This is a genomic window from Acaryochloris marina MBIC11017 (genome assembly GCF_000018105.1).
GTDB lineage: Bacteria > Cyanobacteriota > Cyanobacteriia > Thermosynechococcales > Thermosynechococcaceae > Acaryochloris > Acaryochloris marina.
Map to the genome: position 1 here is coordinate 4,982,655 of NC_009925.1, position 13,050 is coordinate 4,995,704.

12 protein-coding genes are annotated in these 13,050 nt (G+C 46.8%); 4 read left to right on the plus strand and 8 right to left on the minus strand.

What is annotated here, in order from left to right:
- Positions 1-173: 173 nt before the first annotated feature.
- Both AM1_RS22420 and AM1_RS22425 read right to left on the minus strand, forming a co-directional pair.
- A complete protein-coding gene (locus AM1_RS22420) occupies positions 174-1,931 on the minus strand; it encodes a putative bifunctional diguanylate cyclase/phosphodiesterase (RefSeq protein WP_012165189.1) in 1,758 nt (585 codons plus the stop codon).
- A 7-nt stretch (positions 1,932-1,938) separates the two neighbouring features.
- Positions 1,939-2,160 (minus strand): hypothetical protein, encoded by a 222-nt coding sequence (locus tag AM1_RS22425; protein WP_012165190.1) that lies wholly within the window; start codon positions 2,158-2,160, stop codon positions 1,939-1,941.
- Between the two features lie 278 nt (positions 2,161-2,438).
- Between AM1_RS22425 and AM1_RS22430 the strand changes: the two genes are divergently transcribed.
- The 3 genes from AM1_RS22430 to AM1_RS22440 all read left to right on the plus strand — a co-directional run bounded on the left by AM1_RS22430 (position 2,439) and on the right by AM1_RS22440 (position 4,968).
- Positions 2,439-3,026, plus strand: coding sequence for a pentapeptide repeat-containing protein (locus tag AM1_RS22430; RefSeq protein WP_010471163.1), 588 nt, complete (start codon positions 2,439-2,441; stop codon positions 3,024-3,026).
- Positions 3,027-3,373: 347 nt separating this feature from the next.
- Entirely contained in the window at positions 3,374-4,393 is a 1,020-nt protein-coding gene (locus AM1_RS37705) for a response regulator (protein WP_012165192.1), read from the plus strand.
- A gap of 11 nt (positions 4,394-4,404) precedes the next feature.
- Positions 4,405-4,968, plus strand: a complete 564-nt coding sequence (locus AM1_RS22440) for a hypothetical protein (protein ID WP_012165193.1) — start codon at positions 4,405-4,407, stop codon at positions 4,966-4,968.
- Between the two features lie 19 nt (positions 4,969-4,987).
- Here the strand turns inward: AM1_RS22440 and AM1_RS22445 are convergent, their stop codons facing one another.
- The 3 genes from AM1_RS22445 to AM1_RS22455 form a co-directional block, all read right to left on the minus strand.
- Complete coding sequence (locus tag AM1_RS22445) at positions 4,988-6,235, minus strand: 4-hydroxy-3-methylbut-2-enyl diphosphate reductase (RefSeq protein WP_012165194.1); 1,248 nt, start codon at positions 6,233-6,235, stop codon at positions 4,988-4,990.
- 169 nt (positions 6,236-6,404) lie between these two features.
- A complete protein-coding gene (locus tag AM1_RS22450) occupies positions 6,405-7,253 on the minus strand; it encodes a metal ABC transporter permease (RefSeq protein ID WP_012165195.1) in 849 nt (282 codons plus the stop codon).
- 21 nt (positions 7,254-7,274) lie between these two features.
- On the minus strand, positions 7,275-8,018 hold the full coding sequence (locus tag AM1_RS22455) for a metal ABC transporter ATP-binding protein (protein ID WP_012165196.1): 744 nt from the start codon (positions 8,016-8,018) through the stop codon (positions 7,275-7,277).
- A gap of 174 nt (positions 8,019-8,192) precedes the next feature.
- Between AM1_RS22455 and AM1_RS22460 the strand changes: the two genes are divergently transcribed.
- Positions 8,193-9,170 carry a metal ABC transporter solute-binding protein, Zn/Mn family gene (locus AM1_RS22460; protein ID WP_012165197.1) on the plus strand — a complete coding sequence of 326 codons (978 nt, stop codon included), beginning with the start codon at positions 8,193-8,195 and terminating at the stop codon, positions 9,168-9,170.
- A 32-nt stretch (positions 9,171-9,202) separates the two neighbouring features.
- On the opposite strand, the gene AM1_RS22465 is transcribed toward AM1_RS22460, so the two are convergent.
- The 3 genes from AM1_RS22465 to AM1_RS22475 all read right to left on the minus strand — a co-directional run bounded on the left by AM1_RS22465 (position 9,203) and on the right by AM1_RS22475 (position 13,045).
- Positions 9,203-9,955, minus strand: a complete 753-nt coding sequence (locus tag AM1_RS22465; protein WP_012165198.1) for an SDR family NAD(P)-dependent oxidoreductase — start codon at positions 9,953-9,955, stop codon at positions 9,203-9,205.
- Positions 9,952-10,686, minus strand: coding sequence for a DUF4079 domain-containing protein (locus AM1_RS22470; protein ID WP_012165199.1), 735 nt, complete (start codon positions 10,684-10,686; stop codon positions 9,952-9,954). Before AM1_RS22470 ends, AM1_RS22465 begins: the two co-directional genes overlap by 4 nt.
- Before the next feature lie 61 nt (positions 10,687-10,747).
- Positions 10,748-13,045, minus strand: a complete 2,298-nt coding sequence (locus AM1_RS22475; protein ID WP_238549043.1) for a glycosyltransferase family 2 protein — start codon at positions 13,043-13,045, stop codon at positions 10,748-10,750.
- Positions 13,046-13,050: the final 5 nt, after the last annotated feature.

Sequence of the window (13,050 nt, forward strand, 5' to 3'; positions counted from 1 at the left end):
GTGGTGTAGCCTAATTCTTAGACAGCCGTTGTCCGAATTAGGTTCAATGACAAAACCATCAATATTTTGTTTCTGGTGAAACTAGTCGATAAATATCAGCTAGAACAGCAATCGATCAAAACTAGCAGATCTTTCGGTTGGACTTTGAGCTAAAAACTTTTAAGAGTCCCCAATTAAACTTGAACAGCGTCGAATAGAGAAGCAAAATTTTTGTGGAGAACTTTTTCTATTTGTCCTGGTTCCATAGGTTTAGCAAACAAGTAGCCTTGCGCATATTCACATCCCAAGTTTTTCAGCCGGTTGGCCTGCTCTACAGTCTCTACCCCTTCAGCTACCACATCAATATTCAAACTATGGGCAAGCTGAATAACGGCTTGAATAATCTCTGATTCTGTTCCAGAAGTATCAATGGTTTCCACAAAGGATCGATCGATCTTAAGATTATCGACGGGGAGTTGATGGAGATAACTTAAAGAGGCATACCCCGTTCCAAAGTCATCCATACTGAGTTGAATCCCCAAGCCTTTTATTTGCCGCAGCATTGCCGCCGCATATTCCAAATTGTTGAACACCATCGTCTCGGTAATTTCTAGCTTTAATCCCCTAGGGTCAAGCTGTGTTTCGGCTAAGATGCCTCGGATTGAATCCAGCAAATCTAGCTGATCGAGCTGTCGAGCCGATAAATTGACATGCATACTCAACGGCAAATGGGTTTGATTACGCCATTTATGGATCTGTTCACAGGCTTCTCTTAAGATCCAGGCGCCAATGGGAATAATCAGGCCGCTATCTTCTGCGATCGCAATAAACTGATCCGGTGACAACAACCCTAATGTGGGATGTTGCCATCGCACTAACGCTTCAAAGGCCTGCAGAGAACCATCTGCTAAGGAGATGATGGGTTGATAGCAAACCCGTAACTCATTTTGCCAAACCGCCCGGGACAAATCATGTTCCAACTGCATGCGGGTCAGGGATTGCAAATGCATCGTCTGGTGAAAAATCGCATAGTTCTCTGCCCCATGACTTTTGGCATATTCCAGTGCCGTACAAGCATCACGGATTAAATCTTCTGGTTGTTGATACAGAGACGAGCCCATGGCAATCCCCATATCAAACTGTATATGAATGTCTTGGGAGTGGATCGCGTAAGGGACCAAGAGATGGCGCTGAATTTTTTCGGTAATTTTTCGAGTCTCTTGTTCACCATCAACGGGCCGAAGGAGAACAACAAAATCATCTCCACCGAAACGAGCTGCGATATCATCGGGCCTTAAAAGCTCAGACAATCGCTGGGCAACCATCATCAATAGTTGGTCACCGGCCCATAATCCTAAGCGGGTGTTAATGGCCTTAAAGTGCTTAATATCAATGTAGAGAAGGGCAAAAGAGCCATCTGGCCCAGTTTTGGTCTGGGACAGAGCATCCACCAACCGCAATCGAATAAAGGACTGGTTGGGTAATTCCGTTAGCCAATCATAAAAAATACTATGGCGCAGCTGCTCGGCTGCTCGTTTACGCTCAGCACTTTGGGCCAGGGCATTTTCTCGACCTTGCTGAATTAAAACTGACTTTTCTGTATAGGTCGTCTGGGATAAAGCAATCAGTATGATTCTTTGGTCGTCTAAGCCCAGGGCTGATGCTTCCAGGGGAATTTCAGTTCCCGACTGATCCACCTCAACCCACAAGCCAGATTTTAGGACTTGTTCTTGCTCAGTTTGCCAAAACTGCAACGCATCGTCCAGAAAATAAGTCAGAAAAGGAAATGCATCCGCTAGATAAATCACTGCAGATGGCTCTTGATTCGCTCCCATTAAAGACCGATACCAGGATGGCAGATGACCAATCACCTGAAAAGATTGGTCATCTTGGTATTCCAGCACTAAAATCTCTAGAGCCGATAATACCTTTGCTAAAGCAGCCTTTGACATCGTTCAACTATTCCACATGTCTTCTGGCACCATTTTTTCTGGAAGCACTATTACGATTACAGGCATCCCAAACTTCTGCCATGACCTGGACGGCAACCTCGATAGGAAGCCTTTCTAAGGTACTGCTATGGTGAAATTTAAGGCTGATTGCCAGTTGTTTACGCAAGACTGACACTTCATCAGGAACATCAGGTTGGAAATCAGACTGGAAAACAGTTTCATTTTCCATAGGTTTTAAAGATACTCTATTCAGGTTTTCCCTAGTGTTCCCCAGTTGTCCCCTCTTTTTTGCGAGGGAGGCCAAATTCAACGTTCTATTAAATTTAGTCAAAGCAAAATTTGAGGTTTTTTGTTATCAATAGCTAATCTATATTTTGGCTCAAGGTATAGAGCCAAACCCTACAAATTGTCTCCAATTAGAGATTAAGCCCTCGACAGAGTTCTATAATTGACGGCGGTCAATCTGCTGAGGTTTGGCATACTCCCCCGGATTATAGAGGTCTATAAATGTTAAAAGCTGTTGTAAAACTTGCAGTCTTAGTGGCTGTGTTGTGGTTTGGGGCCATTCCCCCTGATCTTGCCCATGCCCAAATGAGAATGGGGCCCCTATCCAAGGAAGCCATTAAAAATGTGCCGGCTCTCCGTCAAACTAAAATCTGTGAAGGTTGTGATTTAGCCGGGGCAAACTTACGGAGTTTCGAGTTACAAAATGGCAATTTGAAGAATGCGGACTTAACAAATTCCACGATCCAATTTAGCGATCTAACGAATGCCACTTTAGAGGGAGCAAACCTCTCCAGTTCTCGTATCGAAGACACGATTGTAACGGGAGCAAATTTCTCTAAAGCCGATTTATCTGTGTCTAACTTAAACGGTTGTGACTTTAGTGGTGTCAACCTACAAGGCGCAATTCTCCGTGCTGCAACCTTGAACAAGACCAATTTTGCCAATGCAGATCTACGAGGTGCAATGCTACGAGCTGCAAATTTGAATGGCGCCAACCTTGAGGGAGCGAATCTTGAGGGAGCAAACCTCTGTAATACGGTCATGCCTGATGGGACCTTAAGCTTTCGCAATTGTCGACCCCCAGAATAATGTCATTGGAGATGTGCCTTCTCTTATCCTTTGCTGTTGAACGGGTATCCCCTTAACGATTTAAAAATTGCACTGAATCCATGACACTCCAGGAGTTACATTCTGGAGTGTTTTTTGCAGTTTCTAGCAAATTAAGAGTGGAGGATATAAAAAACTTGGCGAGTTTATTGGAACAAATAAGACTTTATAGATAGTATTTTCTAGAGGGGGATTTAAATCATCAACATCTTCATCAACGCATTCGGCCTAATTTTGATTAAGATGATGATCATTTAATCTGGTGGTCCATAATATGTGGACCAGGCCAGTGAAAGTAGCCCGATCTTTTTATTAGATAATCCCCAACAATGATCCGCATTCTTCTAGTTGATGATCAGAAAGTGATTCGCCAAGGACTCAAAGCCTTGTTGGAATCAGAATCTGACTTGCAGATTGTAGGACTGGCCGAAAACGGCAAAATGGGTGTGTCAATGGCAGAGCAACTTCAGCCTGATGTTGTTTTGGTTGATATGTATATGCCCATCATGGATGGCGCTGCAGCCACAGAGATTATTTGCCAGCGCTGTCCCGATACCAAAGTCTTACTATTGAGCAGCGCAGATGATGACAAATGCATTGCGGATGCTTTACGAGCAGGGGCAATGGGATATCTTCTTAAGAATGCATCTTCCGAAGAAGTTGCCAATGCAATTCGCTCTGTTTATAAGGGGTATACCCAACTGAGTCCGGGCCTCTTAAAGAAAGTAATGAATCGCAACCCTCCCACCACAGAGGCGGAGACTTCTTCTGCGGACCTTACCGCCCTGGAAAAGCGGTTGCTGCTCATCCTTAAGGACTCGGACACTTTAGACAGTTCCAGCATTGACGCTTTTACAGGCTTGATTTCTTCTCCATCTGAAGCGAAGAAGCTGTTGCCCCACTTGAAGCAAAAACTGGAGCGACAACCAGATCATGTTCTGGCTTATTATATTCTGGGCATTTTATTATTCGAGTATCAACATCAGGCCAAAGTCGCTTTGAACTGTTGGCGCAAAGGATTTAAACAAGCTCTGTCACAAGGGATATCTCTAGAAGGCTTATTTCTCTTTTGTCAGTCCATTTCTTTAATCAGTCCCGATGAAGCTTATATCGGCATCAAGCAAGTTCTAGACACCCATGGAAAGCTTGTTCCTGCATCCACTCTAGGAGCAATGGCAGAACGAGTGTTTGGCCCTGAATCTGAGTGTACTCAAGTTCTAACCATTGCATGGCAAATTAGACAGATGAACACTTTACTTGATGAACATTACCCCTTAAAGTCAAAGCTTGACGACTTAAATATTAGGTTTGCAATGCCTGGAAGAAAAAAACAAGTTTATAGCCTTTGAGGAGACGGGTTTTGAGTGCAATTGATCAACTGGAGAAAGAATTAGAGGATCTGCGAAGTCGGTTTAGTCAAGCTTTTCAGGTGTTGGATGGCTTTTCTCAACTGCAAACTCATTTTGAGCAACTCACTCAAACCCAGCAAGAGTTAGAACAATCTTTAAGCCAAGCTAAAAACTCTTTAGAGGACGCTTCTGCCCCCTCAGAACTACAAGAGCAATATACTGAGCTAGAGTCGCAATTCGAAGCTAAATATGCCCAATTACAATCAGATATTTTAGATTTAAGGCATAGTTTTGAAGCTACAACCTATGATCTCCAAGAGCAGCTTCACCACGATCGCAGTCAACTTAAGCAATTAGAACAAACAGCAGCTCCTGCTCCTGGTGCAGATACCAACAAGCTGGACTGGCTAGAGAATTCTATGCAAGACTTGAGCAATTTAATTTATGCCGACCGCTCTGCTTTGCAACATTTGGATCGACGCCTCAACCACGTCAAACGAGTCACCGACATCATCACGATTGTGGGTGCGAGTGGCTTTTTTGTGATGACGATTATTATGGTGGTGACTCGTTAGTCTGGGCGTTATCGAAGGATTATCTAACCCCCACCACTTCGGCAGAAGCACTCTTAATCGAGAAGATTTTTTCCACGATATCAGACACCACTTTGTCTGGTGTTGATGCCCCTGACGTCACCCCAATGGCAAGGGGACCATTCGGCAACCAATTGTCTGTAACTGTTAGATCGGCGTTAAGAGGTTTATGTTCAACTCGATTGCCTGGACCAATGCGATCGACACTATCAATGTGATAGGAAGGAATATTTTTATCAATTGAGATCTCTTGGAGATGGGTCGTATTGGATGAATTAAAGCCGCCAATCACGACCATTAAATCCAAGGGTTCATCGACCAATTGAAAAATCGCATCCTGACGCTCTTGGGTGGCATCGCAAATGGTGTTGAAACTGAGGAAATGCTCGTTGACCTGGGCAGGGCCATACTTACGCATAACGGTGCGTTCAAACAGCTTACCTATTTGCTCGGTTTCACCTTTCAACATCGTCGTCTGATTAGCAATCCCGACCCGTTCTAAATCTGTTTCTGGGTCAAAACCAGGGGAGTGAGCATTGGCAAACTTGGCCATAAAATCGGCCCGACGCTGCTCCCGTTCTGAGGGGGTGTCTCCTGGATTCAAAATATAGTCTGCGACATATTCTGCTTCTTCCAGGTTGAGTAAGACGAGATAGGTCCCTGCAAAGGAGCTTGTGGCAATGGTCTCCTCATGCTTGTACTTGCCATGAATAATCGAGGTATAGGACCCTTTCTTATGTTTTTCGACGGAGGTCCAAACCTTGGACACCCAGGGACAGGTGGTATCCATTATGGTGCAGCCTTTATCGTGAAGTAACTGCATTTCCTGAACACTGGCACCAAAGGCTGGCAGGATGACGACATCATTTTGGCCCACCACGGTGAAGTCTTTCTGGCCATCAGGTTGCACCGGAATAAACTCTACTTTCATATCCCGCAGGTTCTTGTTGACTGAGGGATTATGAATAATTTCGTTGGTTATCCAAATGCGCTCTTGGGGAAACTGACGGCGCGTTTCATAGGCCAAGGCAATGGCCCGCTCAACCCCCCAGCAAAAGCCAAAGGCTTCTGCTAAGTGAATGGTGACATCTCCCTGTTGAAGGCGATACCCATTATTGCGAATTTGTTGGATGAGCTTGCTATTGTACTCAGACTGCAGCAAGTTGGTCACTTCTTCTTCGTGACCAAATCCCTTCCGATGATACTGCTCTGATTTATGCAGCGATCGCTTAAAGGCTTTTGTATCCATGAATATATTCCTGCATCTAGGGGGAAACGCCCTTCAGATGAGTCCCTAAAAGAACTTTTAAGACACTGAAAGAGGCCAATTCAATCTTGCTGCAACAAGGGCAACTCTTTCATCATACTGGGAACAGATCACCTATACACGGTTGGCCTAGGGGAACGGACTGAATATCTCATTCCGTTTTTGCTAGGGATTGGGTGAGTAATCCTTGAGTGGGGCTAAATAGAAACGCCAATAAAAAGAAGCTGAATGCCACTAAAACGATGGCAGGTCCTGAGGGTAAATTGAAGTGAAAGCTCAGATACATGCCAGTGATACTGGAAATCACTCCGAAGGCAGCCCCAACAATCATCATCATATGCAGCCGATAGACCAGGAGGTAAGCTGTTGCCCCTGGGGTAATCAACATCGCTAACACCAAAATTACTCCCACGGACTTGAGGCTTGCCACAATGGTGAGGGCAATCAACACCATCAACCCGAAATTGAGTAGATTGGTGGGTAATCCTGCGGCTTGAGCACCAACGGGGTCGAAGGTGTAAAGCATCAGTTCTTTGAAGAGCAACACAATCACCACTAGGACAATCAGCGTAATCACCAAGGTATTGATCACTTCTGATTGGGTAACGCTGAGGATATTGCCAAATAAGAAGTGATTGAGGTCAATTTTGTTTTCTTTCTGAACAACGGTCATCAGAGTGATGCCTAGGGCAAAGAAGGCTGAGAACACAATTCCCATGGCGGCATCTTCTTTAATTTGTGATTGGGTATGAATCCAGGCAATCACAATGGTACTAAATACCCCCGCAATAAATGCCCCTAGGAAAATATCTATGCCAATGATGTAGGCAATAACAAGGCCAGGCAATACAGAGTGACTAATGGCATCCCCTAATAGGGCTAAACGCTGAACCATCAGGTAACAGCCGACGGTGGCACAAACGATTCCCACTAGAACCGCTGTGAGTAAAGAACGCTGCATAAATTCTGCTTGCAGCGGCTCAATTAAGAGGTCATACATTCTGATTTGTCGTGAATGGGGTTAGGCGGCGTTGGATTCAAAGAAAGGCACATGCCCGCCAAACGCGCGTTGAATATTGTTCTTGGTCAATACATCTTCGCGAGAACCGCTAGCAATCAGTTCACGGTTAAGCAAAATTAAATCATCAAAGTTGGTAATGGCTTGCCCTAAATCATGGTGAACCACCAGCACGGTATGTCCCGTATGGGCTAATTCATGCAAAATATTGAACACAATGGCTTCGGTTTTTTTATCAATGCCAGCTAGGGGTTCGTCTAGACAAAAAATTTCGGCTTCTTCCGTTAACGCTTTCGCTAGAAAGACGCGCTGTTGCTGTCCTCCAGAGAGTTGACCAATGGGGCGATGCTTTAAGTTTGCAATCCCCACTCGCTCTAATGCATCTGCAGCCAAACGTCGAGACACGGTGGAGTATCGCTTTAACCAGCCAGTTTTGCGAATCCGTCCCATAAGGACGACATCCCAAACCGTGGCGGGGTAGGTCCAATCAATTTGCGATCGCTGCGGGATATAGGCGACTCGATCGAGCTGCTGCTTGAGGGGCTTATCCCCCCACATCACCTGTCCACTCGTGGGCAAAACCAAACCCAGCATTGCTTTCAGCAGCGTACTTTTCCCAGCTCCATTCGGGCCAATAATACCGGTTAACCGTCCTGAGTTGACGGAACAAGTCACGTTGGTGAGGGCTTTTACCATACGGTATTGCACACCTAAATGGTCCACAGCCAGACTGCTAGCACTGTTCATGCACAAATTCTCATCGTTTCTAAGGAAGGACAAAGCGTTTGCACCTATAAATTGCGTTGAATTTTTAGGTGTAAACACCTGAGAAATGAAAGGAATGCAATTAAAGATGAAACGATTATGAAAATACTGTAGCATCAAAAAGTGAAAGCATTATGAAAAATTGATGGAAACGCCATGACAACTTCCTTCCTAAAGCGCCAATTTGATTCCTGGGCATGGGCGATCGGCGGATTATTTCTGGGGTTGAGTTTGGTCGGATGTACCGGAGGTCAAGACACTGAACCATCAGGGAAGCCCAAGGTTGTCGCGACCAACACGATTTTGCAAGATTGGACGGCAGAAGTCGCCGGGGATGAAGTTGAACTGGTGGGTATCCTGCAGCCCGGGGCAGACCCCCACGTTTATGAACCCGTCCCGGCAGATAATTTAAGAATTGAACAAGCGGATCTGATTTTCTACAACGGCTACAACTTAGAACCAGGCTTGATTAAGCTAATTGAATCGACCCAGAAATCTAAAGTGTTTGCTGTGGGGGAAGTGGTGACGCCCCTGGATTTCGATTATGAGGGTAAGCGAGAGCCCGATCCTCATGTTTGGGGCGATGCCAAAAATGCCATCAAAATGGTGAACGCTATTCGCGACCAGCTAATTGAGCTATCCCCGGAGGATAAAGAAGAATTTACTCAAAATGCAGCTGAATTTACGAAAGAACTGGCAGCGGTGGATCAATGGATTGGCCAACAGATGCAAACTATTCCCAGCCAACAACGACAGTTAGTCACGACCCATGATGCCTTTCAATACTATGCCAAAGCCTATGGCCTCACGGTTGCAGGCACCCTGATTGGCATGAGTACGGAAGAGCAACCCAGCGCTCAAACCGTCAAACGGCTTTCGGATGATATTGAAAAAGCCAAGGTACCGGCTATTTTTGCGGAAACTACCATTAACCCAGCTTTGATCAAAACCGTAGCGGCGGAAGCCAAGGTAAAGCTAGCGGAGCAAGAGCTGTACTCAGATTCCATTGGTGCCTCGGGAACTGAAGCCGATACTTATATCAAGATGCTTCAGGTGAATACTCGCACGATTGTGGAAGCGTTAGGGGGCAACTACACCGAATTTCAGGCAGCATTATCTGAGGAAAAGAAATAATGCCTCACCCAATTGATGCAGGCCAGCATACCCTACCAAGGCAACAGACTACCATCCCAGGAAAAGAACTGGCCACTGTCTTCTTTTCCCAGCCCGTCCAGAACCGTCAACAGTTGAGTGACGGTTCGATCAACCGAGAATAGTTTTTCCGGTGGGACATTCCGCTGAAAGGGTTTAGAGAGTTTGGTATCCGTCGTGCCTGGGTGTAGCGTCACCACAATGGTTTGAGGACTGCGACGGCGATACTCAATCGAAGTAGTTCGCATCAGCATATTCAAAGCTGCTTTGGAGGCTCGATACCCATACCATCCCCCTAAATGGTTATCGCCAATGCTGCCGATCTTGGCCGAGATAGTCGCAAAGATACTGGGATGATCATGCTTCAACAACGGCAATAGATGTTTAGCCCATAGAGCTGCCCCAATACTATTGACTTGGAAATATCGCGTTAACTGTTCAGCATTGAGCTGCCGCAATCCTTTCTCCGGCTGTAGATCGCCTTCGTGGAGAATGCCCACGCAGTTAATCACCCAGTAGAGCAGAACACCCTCAGATTGAATCTGATTACAGCAATCTGCAATTTGCGTCTCTTGAGTAATATCTACGGCAATGCAGGACACCCGTTCTGGATATTGGGCCGCTAGAGTAAGTAATCCTACAGCTGAGTCTTGGGAACGATAGGTGGCGTAAATAGTTTGAATATGGGGCCTCTGAAGCAGATGCTGCACAAACCCCAAGCCAATGCCTTGACTGGCCCCGATCACCAGGGCATTGGACTCACTCATACCAACGGTGGACTAACGATAGGAAGCTGGCTACTAACATCGGGGCAGGTTTGATTGGCAAAATCACAGCGATAGAGATGGGGCTTTTGCCAGCTTAACGGAATTTCCAAGAGATCGCGGGTGCCGGTGATTCCTTGCCCCAGAAAGAGAAGGGTGGCCACACAGTTGAGGAGAATATGGATCCGTCGCCATACTTGGGTGCGATCGCGATAAATGTCTTGCACCATGGCCAAAGACAGAATCATCAGTACCGTGGCAATCATGCCATAGTAAAAATGAGATACAAACCACTCATCATCCCGCCGGAATACCCCGTCTTGCAACCCCAGGACAATCACCCCCAGACTGGTTAATCCAGCGAAGGTTGCTCGCCAATACCAGGGCTTAGCCCGATAGAGCAGGACGAGAGAACCAATCGTCGCCAGGAACATGCAGACGATAAATACCACCTGAAAAGGGTTCGTGATCCACAGCTGTGTTTCCAAAATCTTGCGGCTAATGGGAGCGGCCAAGCCCAGCAGTGCCAAGCCCACCACAGATCCGGTTAGCCAACGCCCCATCTGCACATGTTCGGGGCCTACCTGAGGAGGAATTTTACTTTTTCCCGGAGACGTCTGGAGCCGTCGGCGACGGGTCAAAATCGAACGGTTTAATACCATTCCAATCAGTGGGAAGACCACAACCACGGCAAAAACAGGGTGCAGTAATAGAATGACATCATTGAGGGTCATGATTTGCTCCAATGCGCTCGGTCTGGGATCAGACCGATGGTCAACATAAGGTTTGAGGGCGTTAGGTTTTGGCAACTTCCACCGGGTTGATCTTCCTTTGTCGATCAAACAGAATCCGGGGAGTGAAGAAGCTTTTGACGAGTAAGTAGAGGGATTGCAACTCTCCAGGGGCCTGAGGGCTTTTCCACTGACCGGGACGACAGAACAGCATTTCGACTAACCTGCGGTATTGGGGCGTTGTTACCTCGGCAAATTTAAGCTGGACAATCGGGTAATCATCTTCCCGCTGCTGAATCTGAGTAATAACCGCCTGGAGACATAAGTTCTCTTCTTGAATCTCAACCTGGACGGATTCTCCAAAATAATGTCTGGGTAATCCAGCTTGGGTCAGGGCAATTTCTGCACCGCCTTCCGAAATCATGGTGGTGATTCCCCATAACTTCAGGTTTCCTAAGGTGAGTCGAACCGTGCGTCGTAAATCGAACCACTCGTAGAGATCGGGCTTAGGAGCATCCAGCAAAATTAGTAGGGCCACTCCTAACACAATCAGGTTGTAAGAACTCCAGAGCCAGCCCAGTTCGATCCCTTTAATTTGTAGGGCCACTTCTGGTTCAACAGTGGTTGACCAGGCTCCCTTCACCATGCACATGCCGAGATTACGCCAGAGGCTAACCGCTGTGAAGATAAACAGCACTACTAATGGAGAGGCCAATTTCCAGTTGAAGGTGTAGCGATCGCTAGAGACCCCTTTGGGAGTTACCTTAAAGCCTTTGGAAAAGGGATTAAATAGGGTCTGTAAAACCGTGAGCGCTACCGGAAAGCATTGGGATACCGCATAGATATCGGAGATGAGGGCAGAGCGACTGCGCTGATTCAGCCAAGAGAAGGTGAAGAGCTGCACCAAATAGTAGGGCATAAAGAAATACAGCATTTCTTGAGTGGTTGCCCGCCAAGGAATTACGCCAAAGAAGGCATAGGCCAGGGGCATGAGCAAAAACCCCACCCGAGACACACTGGTAAACCACTGCAGTAAGCCATCTAAATGGGCAAGCCGCTGAATTAACTTAAGCCCTCTAATTCTGAGGGGATTGGCTTCAATAAAGAAGGCCTGCAAGGTGCCCCTAGCCCAGCGAAGTCGTTGAGTGATATGGGCCGACATATTCTCTGCGGATAATCCCGCGCTCAGACTTTCCCCCAAGAAGATCACCCGCTTGCCTTTCGCGGAGAGACGAACCCCCGTAAAGTAATCTTCACTCAGGGTTCCTGTGGCAAAGCCGCCTGCCTCGGCCAAAGCGCTACGGCGAGCCACAAAAGAGCTGCCATAACACAGGGCCGTTTCCACCCCATCCCGTAGGGGCTGGTAATAGCGAGAGAAGATCTCAACTTCTTGGGGCAGAATATTTTCCAGGCCAATATTGCGGGCCACGGGATCGGGATTAAAAAAGCTTTGGTGGGTTTGCAGTAGAGCAATGCTGTCGTTCTGAAAGAAACCTACAGTGCGTCGGAGAAAGTTTTTGGTCGGTACAAAGTCTGCATCAAAGACCGTGAGCAATTCCCCGGACGTGAAATTCAGGGCATGATTCAAATTGCCAGCTTTGGCATGGAGATTATCGGGACGGATAATATACTCACACCCTAGCTCGGTCGCTAAAGCTTTGATTTCAGGCCGCCGTGTATCATCCAGCAGGTAAACGGTCTTGCGGGGATAATCCATCGCCTGACAGCCAATAATGGTGCGCTTCAAAATAAAGCTGGGCTCGTCATAGGTCGGAATCATCACATCGACCGTGGGCAGATAGTCTCCATCGAGGACGGCCATTTCATTGATGTCCGCTTCCCCCAGCCGATTGGTTGAACGAGACACCAGAATCAGTTGAATAACATTGGTGACGATGGTAATGATCTCTAAGGTCAGCAGACCAATACTAAAAATACTGTTGAAGGTATCTGAGAGATTGAGGGTCCAGAACAACCGCCACACCACATACTGCACAATCAGCAGTAGCAGAGATGTTCCCACGATCAAACGAGACCAAGGTCGCGGCGAAGACGATACCTGCATAACAATCAGGACAGCCACCAGCAAGAGAACCGATGGCACAGCCAAATAATTTCCTGCGGCGACGGGGACCGCTAGCCAGAGGGGGGGATTGGCAAACAGCAGTTCCACCTGCTTAAAAATGGCCGTGACTCGATCTTCTCGGATAAACCATAGGCCCACCCCCAGTCCAGTGGCTAGAAAAATTCCCACCATGGAGAATAGGGTGAGCCGAATTCGTCGAATAAATAAATTGGGTGATAGTGCAGATTTCTGCAGACTTTTGGGCAGATCGGGGAGGTGTGGCTTCGTAGCGGTCATATCAG